The sequence below is a fragment of the Variovorax sp. YR216 genome, from assembly GCF_900107745.1.
GTDB lineage: Bacteria > Pseudomonadota > Gammaproteobacteria > Burkholderiales > Burkholderiaceae_C > Variovorax.
Genome location: NZ_FNRO01000002.1, coordinates 910,430 through 927,487 on the forward strand (window position 1 = coordinate 910,430; position 17,058 = coordinate 927,487).

Genomic DNA, 17,058 nt, shown 5'->3' on the forward strand with positions numbered 1-17,058 from the left:
GCCTGGGGGTTTACCCATATACTTCGCGTCCGTACTCAGGCCCTTCCCCAGCCACAGTCGCATCCGCCAACCGGTTCAGCCGTGTCGCGGAAGGTTTCTTAACCAGCTCGTGCTTCCCACAGGGAAGCGAAGGTCAGCGCAATATGAGCGATTCTTCGTCGGCTCCGTCCGTCTACACCGCCTATCAAGGCAACACGTACCTCTTCGGCGGCAACGCGCCCTATGTCGAAGAGATGTACGAAAACTACCTCTCCAACCCCGGCAGCGTCCCCGACAACTGGCGCGCGTACTTCGACGCCCTCCAGAACGTGCCTGCCACCGACGGCAGCCACACCAAGGACGTTCCCCACCTCCCGGTCATCAACGCCTTCGCCGAGCGCGCCAAGGCGGGCACGACCAAGGTCGTCCAGGCCAGCGGCGCCGATTCCGAACTCGGCCGCCAGCGCACCGCCGTCCAGCAGCTGATCGCCGCCTACCGCAACGTCGGCGCCCGCTGGGCCGACCTCGACCCGCTCAAGCGCGCCGAGCGTCCCGCCATTCCGGAACTCGAGCCCTCGTTCTACGGCTTCTCCGACGGCGACCTCGAGACGGTGTTCAACACGAGCAACACCTTCTTCGGCAAGGACACGATGTCCCTGCGCGACCTGCTCAACGCGCTGCGCGAAACCTACTGCGGCACCATCGGCGCCGAGTACATGTACATGACCGACCAGGCGCAGAAGCGCTGGTGGCAGCAGAAGCTGGAAAGCGCCCGCACCAACCCCAAGCTCACCGCAGACCAGAAGAAGCGCGTGCTGGACCGCCTCACGGCGGCTGAAGGCCTCGAGCGCTTCCTCCACACCAAGTACGTCGGCCAGAAGCGCTTCTCGCTCGAAGGCGGCGAGAGCTTCATCGTCTCGATGGACGAGCTCATCAATCAGGCCGGCGCCCGTGGCGTGCAGGAAATCGTCATCGGCATGGCCCACCGCGGCCGCCTGAACGTGCTGGTCAACTCGCTGGGCAAGCTGCCTGCGGACCTGTTCGCCGAGTTCGACCACACCGCCCCTGAAGACCTGCCGAGCGGCGACGTGAAGTACCACCAGGGCTTCAGCTCGGACGTCTCGACCCCCGGCGGCCCGGTCCACCTGAGCCTCGCGTTCAACCCCTCGCACCTCGAAATCGTCAATCCGGTGGTCGAAGGTTCGGTGCGCGCCCGCATGGATCGCCGCGCCGACCCGCTCGGCAAGCAGGTGCTGCCGGTGATCGTGCACGGCGACGCGGCCTTCGCGGGCCAGGGTGTCGTGATGGAAACGCTGGCGCTGGCTGAAACGCGCGGCTATTCCACCGGCGGCACGGTGCACATCGTCATCAACAACCAGATCGGCTTCACCACCAGCGATCCGCGCGACAGCCGCTCGACGCTGTATTGCAGCGACATCGTCAAGATGATCGAGGCGCCGGTGCTGCACGTGAACGGCGACGATCCCGAAGCCGTGGTGCTCGCGACCCAGCTCGCCCTTGAATTCCGCATGGAGTTCCAGAAGGACGTGGTTGTGGACATCGTCTGCTTCCGCAAGCTCGGCCACAACGAGCAGGACACCCCGGCGCTCACGCAGCCGCTGATGTACAAGAAGATCGCCCAGCACCCCGGCACGCGCAAGCTGTACGCCGACAAGCTGGCGGCCCAGGGTCTCGGCGACACGCTCGGCGACGATCTGGTCAAGGCGCAGCGCGCCGCCTTCGACGCGGGCAAGAACACCTTCGACCCGGTCATCACCAACTTCAAGAGCAAGTACGCGGTCGACTGGACCCCGTACCTCAACAAGAAGTGGACCGACGCCGGCGACACCGCGATCCCGCTCGCCGAGTGGAAGCGTCTGGCCGAGCGCATCACCAAGTCGCCGGACAACTTCACCGTGCACCCGCTGGTCAAGAAGGTGCTCGACGACCGCGCGGCCATGGGCCGCGGCGAAGTCAACGTCGACTGGGGCATGGGCGAGCACATGGCCTTCGCCTCGCTGGTCGCCAGCGGCTACCCGGTCCGCCTGTCGGGCGAAGACTGCGGCCGTGGCACCTTCACGCACCGCCATGCCGTTCTGCACGACCAGAACCGCGAGAAGTTCGACGTCGGCACCTACGTGCCGCTGCAGAACGTGGCCGACAACCAGGCGCCATTCGTCGTCATCGACTCGATCCTGTCCGAAGAAGCCGTGCTGGCCTTCGAATACGGCTACGCCTCGAACGACCCCAACACGCTCGTGATCTGGGAAGCGCAGTTCGGCGACTTCGCCAACGGTGCGCAGGTCGTGATCGACCAGTTCATCGCCTCGGGCGAAGTGAAGTGGGGCCGCGTCAACGGCATCACGCTGATGCTGCCGCACGGCTACGAAGGCCAGGGTCCGGAGCACAGCTCGGCGCGCCTGGAGCGCTTCATGCAGCTGTCGGCCGACACCAACATGCAGGTCGTGCAGCCGACCACGGCCAGCCAGATCTTCCACCTGCTGCGTCGTCAGATGGTGCGCAACCTGCGCAAGCCGCTGATCATCATGACGCCGAAGTCGCTGCTGCGTAACAAGGACGCGACCTCGCCGCTGTCCGAGTTCACCAAGGGTGGCTTCCAGACCGTCATCCCCGACGTCAAGGATCTCAAGGCCGAGAAGGTCAAGCGCGTCATCGCCTGCTCGGGCAAGGTGTACTACGACCTGGCCAAGAAGCGCGAAGAGAAGGGCGCCGACGACGTGGCGATCATCCGCGTCGAACAGCTCTATCCGTTCCCGCACAAGGCCTTCGGCGCAGAACTGAAGAAATACCCCAATCTGGTCGATGTCGTCTGGTGCCAGGACGAACCCCAGAACCAGGGTGCGTGGTTCTTCGTGCAGCACTACATCCACGAGAACATGCAGGAAGGCCAGAAGCTCGGCTACTCCGGCCGCGCTGCTTCGGCATCGCCTGCGGTGGGTTACTCGCACCTGCACCAGGAACAGCAGAAGGCGCTCGTCGACGGGGCTTTCGGCAAGCTCAAGGGCTTCGTGCTGACCAAGTAAGAAGAACTCGAACCATCTCACAAGAAACACGAAGCGGAATCACCAAATGTCCATCGTTGAAGTCAAAGTCCCCCAGTTGTCCGAGTCCGTGGCCGAAGCCACCATGCTCCAGTGGAAGAAGAAGGCCGGTGAAGCGGTCGCGGTCGATGAAATCCTGATCGAGATCGAGACCGACAAGGTCGTGCTCGAAGTGCCGGCGCCCGCCGCCGGCGTGCTGGCCGAGATCGTCGCCGGCGACGGCGCGACCGTCGTGGCCGATCAGCTCATCGCCAAGATCGACACCGAAGGCAAGGCCGGCGCGGCGGCGCCCGCTGCTGCGCCTGCCGCGGCTCCGGCTGCCGCTCCCGCAGCGGCTGCCGCCGCCGGCGGTACGTCGAAGTCCGACGTCGCGATGCCGGCCGCTGCCAAGCTGCTGGCGGACAACAAGCTCGCTACCTCCGACGTGACCGGCACCGGCAAGGACGGCCGCGTCACCAAGGGCGACGTGCTGAGCGCCGTGGCCGGCGGTGCGACCGCCAAGGTCGCCGCGCCTGTCGCGATCCCGACCGGCGCACCGAAGACCGCGCTGCCGCAAGTCGCCGCGCCCGCCACCGCACCCGACCTCGGCGATCGTCCGGAAGAGCGCGTGCCGATGAGCCGTCTGCGCGCCCGCATTGCCGAGCGCCTGCTGCAGTCGCAATCGACCAACGCGATCCTCACGACCTTCAACGAAGTCAACATGGCCCCGGTCATGGAAATGCGCAAGCGCTTCCAGGAGAAGTTCGAGAAGGAACACGGCGTCAAGATCGGCTTCATGAGCTTCTTCGTGAAGGCTGCCGTGCACGCCCTCAAGAAGTACCCGGTGCTCAACGCCTCGGTGGACGGCAACGACATCGTCTACCACGGCTACTTCGACATCGGTATCGCCGTCGGCTCGCCGCGCGGCCTCGTGGTGCCGATCCTGCGCAATGCCGACCAGATGAGCTTTGCCGACATCGAGAAGAAGATCGCCGAGTACGGCGCCAAGGCGCGCGACGGCAAGCTGGGCATCGAAGAAATGACCGGCGGTACGTTCTCGATCTCCAACGGTGGCGTGTTCGGGTCGATGCTCTCGACCCCGATCATCAACCCGCCCCAATCGGCCATCCTCGGCGTGCATGCGACCAAGGACCGCGCTGTCGTCGAGAACGGCCAGATCGTGGTTCGCCCGATGAACTACCTGGCGATGAGCTACGACCACCGCATCATCGACGGCCGCGAAGCCGTCCTCGGCCTCGTGGCCATGAAGGAAGCGCTCGAAGATCCGGCGCGCCTGCTGTTCGACATCTAAGGAGTACCGGATGTCTGACAAGCAATTCGACGTCGTCGTCATCGGCGGCGGCCCCGGCGGCTACGTGGCCGCGATCCGTGCGGCGCAACTCGGCTTCAACGTGGCCTGCATCGACGAGTGGAAGAACGCCAAGGGCGGCCCCGCCCTCGGCGGCACCTGCACCAACATCGGCTGCATTCCCTCGAAGGCGCTGCTGCAATCGTCGGAGCACTTCGAGCATGCCGGCCATGCCTTCGCGGACCACGGCATCAAGGTCGAAGGCCTCGGTATCGACGTGGCCAAGATGCTGGCGCGCAAGGACAACGTCGTGAAGCAGAACAACGACGGCATCGTCTACCTGTTCAAGAAGAACAAGGTCGCGTTCTTCCACGGCCGCGGCTCGTTCGTGAAGGCTTCCGACGCCGGCTACGAGATCAAGGTCGCTGGCGCCAATGAGGAAAGCATCACCGGCAAGCACATCATCGTCGCGACCGGCTCGAACGCGCGCCCGCTGCCGGGCGCACCGTTCGACGAGGAGAACATCCTCTCGAACGACGGCGCGCTGCGCGTCGGCGCGGTGCCGAAGAAGCTGGCGCTGATCGGTTCCGGCGTGATCGGCCTCGAAATGGGATCCGTATGGCGCCGGCTCGGCTCGGAAGTCACGGTGCTCGAAGCGCTGCCGACCTTCCTCGGCGCGGTCGACGAGCAGATCGCCAAGGAAGCCAAGAAGGCCTTCGACAAGCAGGGCCTGAAGATCAACCTCGGCGTGAACGTCGGTGAAGTCAAGTCCGGCAAGAACGGCGTGAGCATCGCCTACACCGACGCCAAGGGCGAGGCGCAGAAGCTCGAGGTGGACAAGCTGATCGTCTCGATCGGCCGCATCCCCAACACCATCGGCCTGAACCCCGAGTCGGTCGGCCTGCAACTCGACGAGCGCGGCGCGATCGTGGTGGACGACGAGTGCAAGACCAGCCTGCCGAACGTCTGGGCGATCGGCGACGTGGTGCGCGGCCCGATGCTCGCGCACAAGGCGGAAGAAGAGGGCGTTGCGGTGGCCGAGCGCATTGCCGGCCAGCATGGCCACGTCAACTTCAACACGATTCCGTGGGTGATCTACACCTCGCCGGAGATCGCGTGGGTCGGCCAGACCGAGCAGCAGCTCAAGGCCAGCGGCCGTGCGTACAAGGCGGGCACCTTCCCGTTCCTGGCGAACGGCCGTGCGCGTGCGCTGGGCGACACGACCGGCATGGTCAAGTTCCTGGCCGATGCGGCCACGGACGAGATCCTCGGCGTGCACATGGTGGGCCCAATGGTCAGCGAGCTGATCTCCGAAGCCGTCGTCGCGATGGAATTCAAGGCCAGCGCCGAGGACATCGCCCGCATCTGCCACGCGCATCCTTCGCTCTCCGAGGCGACCAAGGAAGCGGCGCTTGCGGTCGACAAGCGCACGCTGAACTTCTGAAGCCTTGAACGTTCTTCAGGCTTACGAAGCGGAACTGGCTGCGCGGGGTTTCAAGAGCGACCCTGCGCAGCTTCGTGCCGTCGAAGCGCTCGATCGCTGCGCCCGCGAATGGGCCGAGTACAAGGCGCAGCGTTCCAATGCGCTCAAGAAGCTGATCAACCGGCCGGACATCCCGCGCGGGGTGTACATGTACGGGGGTGTCGGCCGCGGCAAGAGCTTCCTCATGGACTGCTTCTACAACGCGGTCCCGCTGCGGCGCAAGACGCGTCTGCATTTCCACGAGTTCATGCGCGAGGTGCACCGGGAACTGGCCGAGCTGCAAGGCACGGTCAATCCGCTGGACGAGCTCGGCCGGCGGATCGCCAAGCGCTACAAGCTGATCTGCTTCGACGAATTCCACGTCGCGGACATCACCGACGCGATGATCCTGCACCGCCTGCTGGTGGCGCTGTTCGACAACGGCGTCGGGTTCGTCACGACGTCCAATTTCAAGCCCGACGACCTGTATCCGGGCGGATTGCATCGCGATCGCATCCTGCCGGCGATCAAGCTGTTGAACGACAACCTCGAAGTCGTCAACGTGGACAACGGCACCGACTATCGCCGCCGGACGCTGGAGCAGGTGCGGCTGTACCTCACGCCCAATGGCGCCGAAGCCGACAGGGAAATGCGCGAGGCATTCGAGCGGCTCGCCGAGTCCGCGGACGAAAATCCGGTGCTCCACATCGAGGCGCGCGAGATCCATTCGCTGCGCAAGGCCGGCGGCGTGGTGTGGTTCGATTTCAAGACGCTGTGCGGCGGACCGCGCTCGCAGAACGACTACCTGGAGATCGCGACGCAGTTCCACACGGTCCTGTTGTCCGACGTGCCGTTCATGCCCGTCCGCATGGCGTCGGAAGCCCGCCGGTTCACCTGGCTGGTGGACGTGTTCTACGATCGGCGAGTGAAGCTGATCATGTCGGCCGAAGTGCCGCCCGAGCAGTTGTATACCGAGGGGCCGCTCGCCCACGAATTTCCACGAACCGTTTCGAGACTCAACGAGATGCAATCGGCCGAATTCCTGTCGCTGGAACGCCGCGTCGTCGATACCCGCCTGACATGAAAGCCACGCTTGCCGCCGTCCTCATCGGGCTGTCCGCCCTGCCGCTCTGGGCGCAGACGACGGCCACCGTCGCCAACACGGATCTCGATGCAGAACGCGCCCGACTGGCTGACGAGCAGAAGGCCATCGATGCGCGCTATGTGACCGAGCAGAAGGCCTGCTACAAGAGGTTCGCGGTCGAGGACTGTCTCCAGGAAAGCCGCCGGCGCCGCCGCACGGCCACCGACGACGTGAAGCGCCAGCAGGCCGCGATTAACGATTTCGAGCGCAAGCGCCGGGGTGCTGCCGAGATGGAGAAGCTCGAAGAGCAGAACGCCTCGCAAAAGGCCAAGGAGGCCGATGCCCAGCGAGAGCAATCGTTGAAGGCGCAGCAGGACCGCGAGCAGCGCGCGGCCGATCACTCGGCCAGCCGTGCCCAGGCCGCGACGCAGGAGGAGGAAAACCGGCGCCAGTTCGAGAACAAGCAGCGCGAACATGCCGAACAGCAGGCCGACGCTGCGAAGCGAAAAGCCCAGGCGCCTGCGGCGCGCGCCGAATACGAAGAGAAGCTGAAGAAGGCCGCGGAGCATCGCGCCGACCTCGAAAAGAAGAACAGGGAACGGGACAAGCCCCGTTCGGCGCCGCTGCCCGATCCCGGTGCGGCTTCCCCGGCGCCTGTGGTGCCCAAGAGCCCTTGACGCCCTGGGCGACCCAGCCGGGCGTCATTCGGCCGGTGGCAGATCCTCGACCTTGATTACCGCGATCGAGATGTTGTCGCCGGTTCCGCGCGCGCGCCGGCGCGCCTCGGCAACGAGCAGCTCGACGGCTGCGCGTGGCGGCTGATCGGCCAGTAGCGAGCCCATCTCTTCCGGCGTGAAGTAGTGCCACAGCCCGTCGCTGCAGGCCATGAGCACGTCGCCGGCCTGGAGCCTCGGGATCAGATGGACATCCACCGGTGGCGGGGTCGACTTCATGCCGAGGCAGCCGAGCAGGATGTTGCTCTGCGGGTGGATGCTGGCTTCCTCTTCGTCGATCTCGCCGCGATCCACCAGGACCTGGACATAGGAATGGTCCTTGGTGCGCTTGACGAGGCGGCCCCGATGGAAGTGATAGATGCGTGAATCGCCGGCGTGCACCCAGGCGCAGTCGCCTTCCGGATTCAGCAGGAAGGCGGCGAGCGTGCTGTGAGGCTCCTGCTCGCTAGACACGGCCGTCAGCTTGATCACCGTGTGCGCGTCCTCGAGCATCTGCCGGAGGATGCCCACCGGCTCGTCCCGGCCCGGCTTGTAGCGGGCGAAGAGCTGGCGGGCGGTCATCAGCACCTGGTCGGAGGCCTTGCGCCCGCCGCTGCGTCCGCCCATGCCGTCGGCAACGACCCCGAGCACGCAGCCCGGCACGCGCGGATGGGAGGTGACCATGACCTGGTCCTGCTGATAGGGGCGATCCCCCTGGTGGAGGCCGGTAGCGGCAGCGAGTCGAAAGCTTCGTGTCATGCAGGCGCCGGAGCGCCAGTGGCGCGGTCTCTCATGGTTTTTGTCGGAGCGGAACGAGGACGTATTATCGAGTGAACACAGGCAGGGAAAGACCCGCTGCCTGCGCCGTTCGTGAATTGCGCCCGTTGGACTCCAATCTTCATTCCCTTTCGCGCCAGCTGATCGAGTTGCGGATCGAGCATGCCGACCTCGATGCCTCGATCGACCGTCTGGCAGATGCCGTGTCGCGCGACGAGCTTCTGCTGCGCCGCCTGAAAAAGAGGCGCCTTGCGTTGCGCGACGAGATCTCGCGCCTCGAACGCGTGCTTGACCCCCAAGAGCCCGCCTGATGTCCCTCGAGAAGGAAGTGCGCGAGGCGTTTGCGCAGGATGGAGTGCTGTCGCAGGCCGCGGAGCAATTCCGCGAACGCGAGGGGCAGACGCAGATGGCAGTTGCGGTCGCGCGCACCATCGCGGACGGCGGGGTGCTCGTCGTCGAGGCGGGCACCGGAGTGGGGAAGACCTTCTCCTACCTCGTACCTGCGCTGCTGAGCGGCGAGCGCGTGCTGCTGTCCACCGCGACAAAGACGCTGCAGGACCAGCTCTTCGGCCGCGACCTGCCGAGGCTGGTCGGCGCGCTCGGCTTGCCGGTTCGAACCGCCTTGCTCAAGGGCCGCGCCAGCTATCTGTGCCTGCACCGTCTTGATCAGGCGCGCCACGATGCGTCCCCGGAGCGCGCGTCGCTGCGCACGCTGGCGAAGATCGAGCAATGGGCCAAGGCCACGCGTACCGGCGATCTCGCCGAACTCCCGGGCCTCGACGAGCGATCGCCGGTGATCCCGCTGGTGACTTCCACGCGGGAGAACTGCCTCGGTGCGCAGTGCCCGCAGTTCAAGCCCTGCCATGTCAACCTCGCGCGGCGCGAGGCGATGGCGGCCGATGTGGTGGTCATCAACCACCATCTGTTCTTTGCCGATCTGGCGGTGCGCGAATCGGGCATGGCGGAATTGCTGCCGACGGTACGGGTCGTGGTCTTCGACGAAGCGCATCAGTTGAACGAGACCGGCGTCCAGTTCCTCGGTGTCCAGCTTGGCAGCGGGCAGGCGCTGGATTTCGCGCGTGATCTCCTGGCAGCCGGGCTTCAGCATGCGCGAGGTCTGGTCGACTGGCAGCAATTGGTCGCCGGGGTCGAGCGCGCCGCCCGGGAACTGCGGCTGTCGGTCGGGAAGCAATACCCGGGCGCCAAGCTGCGATGGTCCGGCGGTTCGCCCGAAGGGGTTCCGATGCAGGCGTGGCAAGGGGCCCTGGAGGCGCTGGGGCAGGCGTTCGCCGAAGCAGGGCGGGGCCTCGACACGGTGAGCGAGCTTTCGCCGGATTTCGTGCGGCTCCATGAGCGGGCGCTGCAGCTTTCCGAGCGCGCGTCCCGGTTCGCGGAGGCTTGCCCGTCCGGATCGGTCCGCTGGGTGGACGTGGGCTCGCATCTGCGACTGGTCGAATCGCCGCTCGACATTGCCGAGGCAGTCCGCACCCGCGTTCTCAAATCCGATCCGGCCAAGGCGGACGATGACGGCCATGCATGGGTCTTCACCTCGGCTACGCTGGGCGACGACCCGGCGCTGAAGTGGTTCACCGAACCCTGCGGGCTCGAAGACGCGGAAGTGCTGCGCGTCAAGAGCCCCTTCGACTATGCGCGCCAGGCTGCGCTCTACGTGCCGCGCAGATTTCCCAAGCCCAGTGATCCATCGCACGGACACCACGTGGCAAAGCTGGCCGCGCACGGCGCCCGCCAATTGGGCGGCCGCACGCTGGTGCTGACGACGACCCTGCGCGCCTTGCGCACGGTCGGTGATGCGATTCGACAGGACTTCGAGACGCTGGAGCCCGCGGATCGCCCGGAGGTGCTGGTGCAGGGCGAATTGCCCAAGCGCACGCTGATGGATCGATTTCGCGAGGGGGCCGCGCAAGGGCGTGCCGGTTGTGTACTTGTCGCATCCGCGTCCTTCTGGGAAGGCTTCGATGCGCCCGGCGACGCACTGCAACTGGTGGTGATCGACAAGCTTCCGTTTCCGCCACCGAATGATCCGCTGGTGGAGGCGCGCTCCCAGCGCCTCGAATCGCAAGGCCGCAGCGCGTTCAGCGACTACTCGCTGCCCGAGGCGGCGGTAGCGCTCAAGCAGGGTGCCGGGCGGTTGATCCGGCGTGAAACGGATACGGGCGTGCTCGTGATCTGCGACACCCGCCTCGTCGCGATGGGCTACGGCCGCCGCTTGCTCGCCGCGCTGCCGCCGATGCGGCGCATCGAGGACGAGGCTGGCTTCGAGGATGCGCTGGCGGCGCTCAAGAACTAAGAAACCGACGCAGCCGAGCCCAGGAATCCCGCGGAACCGGCTCTGCCGGGCCGCCGGGATTGCCCCTGGAAGGGGGTGTCAGAGCGACACGAAGTGCGCGAGGCTGGGGGTGAGCCTGATCACCAGAGCTTCCACCACGGATCGTCCTTCGCACGGAAGCCGCGCGAAAGGTACTCGCTATTGGGGTAGTTCTGCGTCAGCACACGCTTGGCGTCGTCGCGCAGATCGGTCATGCCGAGCTTGTCGTAGGACGCGTACATGATGTAGAGCGCCTCTTCGAGCGCCGGCACTTCACGGTAGTCGGCGAGCGCGAGCTGGGCGCGATTCACGGCCGCGAGGTACGCGCCGCGCTCGTAGTAGTAGCGCGCCACGTGCACTTCATACTGCGCAAGCGAGTTGACGATGTAGTTCATGCGCTGCCGGGCATCCGGCGTGTAGCGCGAATCGGGGAAGCGGGTCACCAGTTCCTTGAAGGACTCGAAGGATTCCTTTGCGGCTTTCTGGTCGCGTTCCGAAAGATCCTGGCGCGTCATGAACGCGAAAAGGCCGAGATCGTCGTTGAAGTTGATCACGCCCTTCAGGTAGAGCGCATAGTCGATCGCCGGACTGGCGGGATGCAGCTTCATGAAGCGATCGAGCGTGGCGACGGCGGCCGGCTTGTCGCCCGCCTTGTACTGCGCATAAGCCTTGTCGAGCTGGGCTTGCTGGGCCAGCGGCGTGCCGGCGGCGCGACCTTCGAGCTTCTCGTAGAGCGGGACGGCCTTGTCGTAGGCGCCCGAATCGACTTCGTCCTTGGCTTCGGAATAGATGCGGTTGGGGCTCCAGTTCGCGGTCTTGTCGGCTTCGGTCGTCGAGCAGCCGGCCACCAGCCATGCCGCCGCACAGAGGGCCAGCCAGCCAGGGACAACCGATAATTTGGCGCGAAACATCAAGTAAGGCTTTCGTGAAACAGGTGCCCTCAATTATATCGACCGGCCCCTCGGGGCCCCCCCCGGACGCGGTGGACCACGACGAGGCGGCCGAACTGTCCGATGCCAGCGAGATCCGCACTTTCCTGATCGGCGAAAGCCAGCACGCCCAGCGTCTGGACAGGGCGCTTGCGGCGCTCGTCCCCGAGTTCTCCCGCAGCTATCTCCAGCAACTCATCGACGCCGGCATGGTGGAGGTGCAGGGTCGCCCGGTCACCAAGCCCTCGGTAACGGTGCATGCCGGCGAATCCGGGCGCATCGAGCTTCGGCCGACGCCGCAGAGCCAGGCTTTCCGGCCGGAGGCGATGCCGATCGAGGTCGTGCACGAGGACGAGCATCTGCGCGTCATCGACAAGCCGGCCGGACTCGTGGTGCACCCGGCGCCGGGCAACTGGAGCGGCACCTTGCTCAACGGGTTGCTGGCGCTCGATCCGCGCGCGGCACTGCTTCCTCGCGCCGGCATCGTGCATCGCCTCGATCGCGACACGAGCGGCCTGATGGTGGTCGCCCGGAGCCGGGCGGCGATGGATGCCCTGGTGGCGCTGATCGCGGCCCGCGAAGTCAAGCGCCAGTACATCGCGATGGCGCACCGGGCGTGGCAGGGCGCCGATATCCGGCATGTGGACAGCCCGATCGGACGAGATCCTCGCAATCGCCTCCGCATGGCGGTGGTCGACCTGGAGCGCCACCCCGGAAAGCCGGCGCGAACCTTGATCGAGGCGCTGGACAGCAATGACCTCGGCTGTGCGGTGCGCTGCACACTCGAAACCGGACGCACCCATCAGATCCGCGTGCACATGGCTTCGATCGGCCATCCGCTGGTCGGTGACGCCCTGTATGGCGGTGCCGAAGCCGCGGGACTGACGCGGCAGGCGCTGCATGCCTTCCGGCTTGGTTTCGTGCATCCGGTGACGGGCCGGGACATGCAATTCCAATCGTCGCCGCCGGCTGACATCGTGCAGGGGATGTCCCTCTGGGGGCTGGATTACAATCGCGCCTGACGGTCCCAAGGGGGCCGCGCCGGCGACCCGATGTCGGCTTCGCGTTGCGTATGCCGCGTGCCCGCAGCGCCTTCTTCCATCCATCTGAACAAGCGTCCTCGTGGCGCCTTTTCCCGGATAACGCGAACCATGAATACGGCGGATGCCAAGCGCATTCTCGAAACCGCCTTGATCTGTTCGACACAGCCGTTGCCGGTGCGCGAACTGCGCGTGCTGTTCGACGACGAACTGGGTGCGGACACGATCAAGTCGCTGTTGAACGAGTTGCAGGATGACTGGTCGCAACGCGGCCTCGAACTCGTGAGCGTGGGGAGCGGCTGGCGTTTCCAGAGCCGGCCCGAAATGCGCGACCACCTCGACCGCATGCACCCCGAGAAGCCGCCGCGCTACACGCGCGCCGCGCTCGAAACGCTGGCGATCATCGCGTACCGCCAGCCGGTCACCCGTGGCGACATGGAAGACATCCGGGGCGTCACCATCAATTCGCAGATCCTCAAGCAGCTTGAGGATCGCAGCTGGATCGAGGTCATCGGCCACCGCGAGACGGTCGGCCGGCCCGCGCTTTACGCCACCACCCGTCAGTTCCTGGACGACCTCGGTCTCGCCTCGCTCGACCAGTTGCCGGTGATCGAATCGCCGGCGCAGCAGGGTGCGCTGATCAACGCGTTGGACCAGGCCGCGGGCGCAGACCAGTCGGCCCTGCCGATCGACGAGCCGGCCGACGAGCCCTTGCCTTCCGCTGCACCTGAGGCTGTCGCAGAAGCGCCCTCGGCGGCCGCGTCCGGGCGGGAGGAGCCCGCGACCGCCGAGCGCGATTCCGGCGCCGCTTTTCTCACCGCCGACCCGCAGGATGCTTCGCCGGTCGAGCCTTCGTTCACCCCTGTCGATGCCGACGCCGCGCCCGAAGAGGCCGACACCACCGCTGTCACTTCCGGAACCCGATCATGAGCTCCAACGATCCCCACGATGCGGCAACGCTGCCGACCGACCCCGCTTCAGAAGAACGCGGGGATGTTGCGCAGGAGCCTTCCGAAGCCAAAGCCGTTGCCCAGGCAGAAGACGGCACGACCGAGGCACCCCGCAAGCGTCGTCCGCGCCGACGGAAGGTCGACGTCGATGCCGAAGCCGAAGCCACGGCTCAGCCTGCCGGGTCCGCTGAGGCAGTGGTCCCTGTCGAGACGCCTTCGGAAGAAAGCAAGCCCTCCGAACCCGTAGCCGCACCCGTCGTCGATGCCCCGGTATTGGCGCAAGCCGACGACGAGGATGAGCGCCAGGACGAAGACGAAGACGAAGATCCGGACGACGACGAAGACGATCTCGACCGCGCCCGCCGTGCCGCGGAGCGCGAGCAGCGGAATGCACCGCCTCCGGAGCCGATTCGTTTTGCCGACGTCATTTCGGGCCAGTTCGACGCCGACGAAGAAAGTCCCGAGGTGCCGCCGCTCAAGCGCGTGTTGCTGCCGGAGGCCGATTCGCCGAAGTTGCACAAGGTCCTGGCCCAGGCGGGGCTGGGCTCCCGGCTGGAAATGGAGCAACTCATCCTCCAGGGCCGGATCTCGGTCAACAACGAGCCGGCGCATATCGGCCAGCGCATCCAGTACGGCGACCAGGTCAAGCTGAACGGCAAGCCGATCCGCTTCCGCATCGCGCCGCCGCCGGCCCGCGTCATCGCCTATCACAAGCCGGTCGGCGAGGTCGTCACGCACGACGATCCGCAGAACCGTCCCACCGTCTTCCGGAAGCTTCCGAGGCTCCAGCAGGGCAAGTGGCAGTCGGTCGGGCGACTGGATCTGAATACCGAAGGGCTGCTCCTTTTCACGAGTTCCGGCGAACTCGCCAACCGGCTCATGCATCCCCGCTTCGGCCTGGAGCGTGAATACGCCGTGCGGGTCCTTGGCGCGCTCAGCAACGAGGAAAAGCAGCGTCTGCTCGAAGGGGTGCGCCTCGACGATGGCATGGCGCAATTCGGAACGATCGAGGACGGCGGCGGCGAAGGCTCCAACTGCTGGTATCGCGTCACCATTTCCGAGGGCCGCAATCGCGAGGTGCGCCGGCTGTTCGAGTCGGTCGGCCATGCGGTGAGTCGCCTCATCCGCATCCGCTACGGCGCGATGGTGCTTCCGCGCGGCCTCAAGCGTGGCGCGTGGCTGGAACTCGACGAGCGGGACATTCGCGCGCTGCTCCAGGCGGCCGGGGCTCCTCTCGAGCGGGCCGGACGCGCCGGTCCGGGCGGCAAGGCGCAGGAGGGTGGCGGCGGCCGAAACGGCCGCGGCCGCAAGCGACGCGGGAACCGCAATGGCAACGGCAATGACTCCCAGGGCGAGCGCGATGCGCAGATCCCGAATCCGTTGGCGCACGGTCCGGGAGCCCGGAGCGAGCGCGGCGGCGGAAAAGGACCGCCGCAAGGGCAAGGGCGCCGCGGTCGTGGTGGCCAGGGTCAGGGTCAGGGCCAGGGCCAGGGCCAGGGCCGGAACCGGCAGGGCGAGGATCGCCAGCCGGGCGGTGCCAACCAGCCTGATCCGATGAAGACCTCGCTGGGCTACATCGGCGCCGACAGCTTCTCGCGCCAGCGCAAGGAACAGCGCCAGGGCGGCCGCCGCGGCGGCGGCTCTTCCGGCGGTGGTTTCGGCGGGCAGGGCGGCGGTGGAGGCCGCCGCCGCGGTCGCTGATACCCGCAACCGGCGGCCATGTTTCACCCGCACTCTTGCGGGTCGACGCTGCCGCGCCGGTTAAAATCAAAAGCTTTGTCAAGGGTCGCAATCCCGCGTTGCGGCCCTGATGGAACCCCATTCACATCCAAGTACTCAGGAAAGCACTTCAATGGCTATCGAACGCACCCTCTCCATCATCAAGCCCGACGCAGTCGCCAAGAACGTCATCGGCAAGATCGTCTCCCGCTTCGAGGCCGCCGGCCTGAAGATCGTGGCTGCCAAGCTGGTGCAGCTCTCGCGCGCCGAAGCAGAACAGTTCTACGCCGTTCACAAGGAGCGCCCCTTCTTCAAGGACCTCGTCGAGTTCATGATCTCGGGCCCCGTCTTCGTGCAAGTGCTCGAAGGTGAAGACGCCATCGCCAAGAACCGCGACCTGATGGGCGCCACCGACCCCAAGAAGGCCGCCGCCGGCACCATCCGCGCCGACTTCGCAGACAGCATCGACGCCAACGCAGTGCACGGCTCGGACGCTCCCGAAACCGCCCGCGTCGAAGTCGCTTTCTTCTTCGCCGGCCTCAACGTCTACGCACGCTGAGGACCAGGCTCCCGACGCAATGACCACGGCCAACCTGCTCGACTTCGATCTGGAGGGATTGGCCGCGTTTTGCGAACGGCTGGGCGAAAAGCGCTTCCGCGCAACGCAACTCTTCCGCTGGATCCACCAGCGCGGCGAGAGCGACTTCTCCCGGATGACCGATCTCGCGAAGTCGCTTCGCGAGAAGCTCGCTACCACCGCGCGCGTCGAGGCGCTGCCGGTGGTGACGCAGCATGAATCCTCCGACGGCACGATCAAGTGGTTGTTCGATGTCGGGGACGGCAATGCGGTCGAGGCCGTGTTCATTCCCGAGGACGACCGCGGCACCTTGTGCGTTTCCTCGCAGGCCGGCTGTGCGGTCGGCTGCCGGTTCTGTTCCACGGGCCACCAGGGCTTCAGCCGCAACCTCACGACGGGCGAGATCGTCGCGCAGTTGTGGTTTGCCGAGCATTTCCTCCGCAAGCACCTCCAACGCGACGAGCGGGTCATCTCGAACGTCGTGATGATGGGCATGGGCGAGCCGCTGCAGAACTACGCCGCGCTGGTGCCGGCGCTGCGCACCATGCTCGACGACAACGCCTACGGGCTGTCGCGCCGTCGCGTGACGGTTTCGACGTCGGGCGTCGTTCCCATGATGGATCGCCTGGGCGCGGATTGCCCGGTCGCGCTCGCGGTGTCGCTCCACGCGCCGAACGATGCGCTGCGCAGCGACCTCGTGCCGCTCAACCGCAAATACCCGATCACCGAACTGCTGGCAGCCTGCAAGCGCTACCTCGAGCACGCGCCACGTGACTTCATCACGTTCGAATACTGCATGCTCGATGGGGTGAACGATCAGCCGGAGCATGCGCGCCAGTTGCTCGATCTGGTGCGTTCGACGGGCGTCTCCTGCAAGTTCAACCTGATCCCTTTCAATCCATTCCCGGCGTCCGGCCTGCTGAGGTCGCCGCAGCCCCGGGTGCTCGCCTTCGCCAAGGTCCTGAGCGAGGCGGGGATCGTGACGACCGTGCGAAAGACGCGCGGCGATGACATCGACGCCGCCTGCGGCCAATTGGCCGGCGACGTCAAGGATCGCACCCATGCGGCCGAGCGCATGGCGCAGCGGCGAACCATTGTTTTGCATCCGGCCCTGGCGGGGGCCGCCAAATCCACAGCCGAGGAGCAATGATC

At 66.2% G+C, this 17,058-nt stretch carries 14 protein-coding genes; 12 read left to right on the forward strand and 2 right to left on the reverse strand.

Features of this window, described 5'->3' with window-relative positions; genetic code table 11:
- Positions 1-143: 143 nt before the first annotated feature.
- From BLW05_RS09305 to BLW05_RS09325, 5 genes are read left to right on the forward strand one after another with little or no spacing between them, the layout of a single operon-like run.
- Complete coding sequence (locus BLW05_RS09305; RefSeq protein WP_093161932.1) at positions 144-3,023, forward strand: 2-oxoglutarate dehydrogenase E1 component; 2,880 nt, start codon at positions 144-146, stop codon at positions 3,021-3,023.
- 46 nt (positions 3,024-3,069) lie between these two features.
- The gene (gene odhB, locus BLW05_RS09310) at positions 3,070-4,332 is read left to right on the forward strand and encodes a 2-oxoglutarate dehydrogenase complex dihydrolipoyllysine-residue succinyltransferase (protein WP_093161933.1); all 1,263 of its coding nucleotides are present in this window, start codon (positions 3,070-3,072) and stop codon (positions 4,330-4,332) included.
- A 10-nt stretch (positions 4,333-4,342) separates the two neighbouring features.
- On the forward strand, positions 4,343-5,773 hold the full coding sequence (gene lpdA, locus BLW05_RS09315) for a dihydrolipoyl dehydrogenase (protein WP_093161935.1): 1,431 nt from the start codon (positions 4,343-4,345) through the stop codon (positions 5,771-5,773).
- Between the two features lie 4 nt (positions 5,774-5,777).
- Complete coding sequence (zapE, locus tag BLW05_RS09320) at positions 5,778-6,875, forward strand: cell division protein ZapE (protein ID WP_093161937.1); 1,098 nt, start codon at positions 5,778-5,780, stop codon at positions 6,873-6,875.
- Positions 6,872-7,552 (forward strand): hypothetical protein, encoded by a 681-nt coding sequence (locus tag BLW05_RS09325; RefSeq protein ID WP_093161938.1) that lies wholly within the window; start codon positions 6,872-6,874, stop codon positions 7,550-7,552. The genes zapE and BLW05_RS09325 overlap by 4 nt, the downstream gene beginning before the upstream one ends.
- A 24-nt stretch (positions 7,553-7,576) precedes the next feature.
- Here the strand turns inward: BLW05_RS09325 and BLW05_RS09330 are convergent, their stop codons facing one another.
- A complete protein-coding gene (locus tag BLW05_RS09330; RefSeq protein WP_093161939.1) occupies positions 7,577-8,347 on the reverse strand; it encodes a PP2C family protein-serine/threonine phosphatase in 771 nt (256 codons plus the stop codon).
- 125 nt (positions 8,348-8,472) lie between these two features.
- Here BLW05_RS09330 and BLW05_RS09335 point away from each other — a divergent pair, with 125 nt between their 5' ends.
- Together BLW05_RS09335 and BLW05_RS09340 are read left to right on the forward strand one after the other, a co-directional pair.
- Positions 8,473-8,676 carry a DUF465 domain-containing protein gene (locus BLW05_RS09335; RefSeq protein WP_093161941.1) on the forward strand — a complete coding sequence of 68 codons (204 nt, stop codon included), beginning with the start codon at positions 8,473-8,475 and terminating at the stop codon, positions 8,674-8,676.
- Positions 8,676-10,673 (forward strand): DNA repair helicase YoaA, encoded by a 1,998-nt coding sequence (locus BLW05_RS09340; RefSeq protein ID WP_093161942.1) that lies wholly within the window; start codon positions 8,676-8,678, stop codon positions 10,671-10,673. The genes BLW05_RS09335 and BLW05_RS09340 overlap by 1 nt, the downstream gene beginning before the upstream one ends.
- A gap of 119 nt (positions 10,674-10,792) precedes the next feature.
- Here the strand turns inward: BLW05_RS09340 and BLW05_RS09345 are convergent, their stop codons facing one another.
- Positions 10,793-11,602, reverse strand: a complete 810-nt coding sequence (locus tag BLW05_RS09345) for an outer membrane protein assembly factor BamD (protein WP_093161944.1) — start codon at positions 11,600-11,602, stop codon at positions 10,793-10,795.
- A gap of 14 nt (positions 11,603-11,616) precedes the next feature.
- On the opposite strand from BLW05_RS09345, the gene BLW05_RS09350 reads away from it, so the two are divergent.
- The 5 genes from BLW05_RS09350 to rlmN all read left to right on the forward strand — a co-directional run bounded on the left by BLW05_RS09350 (position 11,617) and on the right by rlmN (position 17,056).
- Positions 11,617-12,642 (forward strand): RluA family pseudouridine synthase, encoded by a 1,026-nt coding sequence (locus BLW05_RS09350; RefSeq protein ID WP_371126926.1) that lies wholly within the window; start codon positions 11,617-11,619, stop codon positions 12,640-12,642.
- Between the two features lie 129 nt (positions 12,643-12,771).
- Positions 12,772-13,590 (forward strand): SMC-Scp complex subunit ScpB, encoded by an 819-nt coding sequence (gene scpB, locus BLW05_RS09355; RefSeq protein ID WP_093161945.1) that lies wholly within the window; start codon positions 12,772-12,774, stop codon positions 13,588-13,590.
- Positions 13,587-15,311, forward strand: a complete 1,725-nt coding sequence (locus BLW05_RS09360) for a pseudouridine synthase (protein WP_093161947.1) — start codon at positions 13,587-13,589, stop codon at positions 15,309-15,311. The genes scpB and BLW05_RS09360 overlap by 4 nt, the downstream gene beginning before the upstream one ends.
- 151 nt (positions 15,312-15,462) lie before the next feature.
- Positions 15,463-15,888 (forward strand): nucleoside-diphosphate kinase, encoded by a 426-nt coding sequence (ndk, locus tag BLW05_RS09365; RefSeq protein ID WP_088957416.1) that lies wholly within the window; start codon positions 15,463-15,465, stop codon positions 15,886-15,888.
- 19 nt (positions 15,889-15,907) lie between these two features.
- Positions 15,908-17,056, forward strand: a complete 1,149-nt coding sequence (rlmN, locus tag BLW05_RS09370) for a dual-specificity RNA methyltransferase RlmN (RefSeq protein WP_093161948.1) — start codon at positions 15,908-15,910, stop codon at positions 17,054-17,056.
- Positions 17,057-17,058 lie beyond the last annotated feature (2 nt).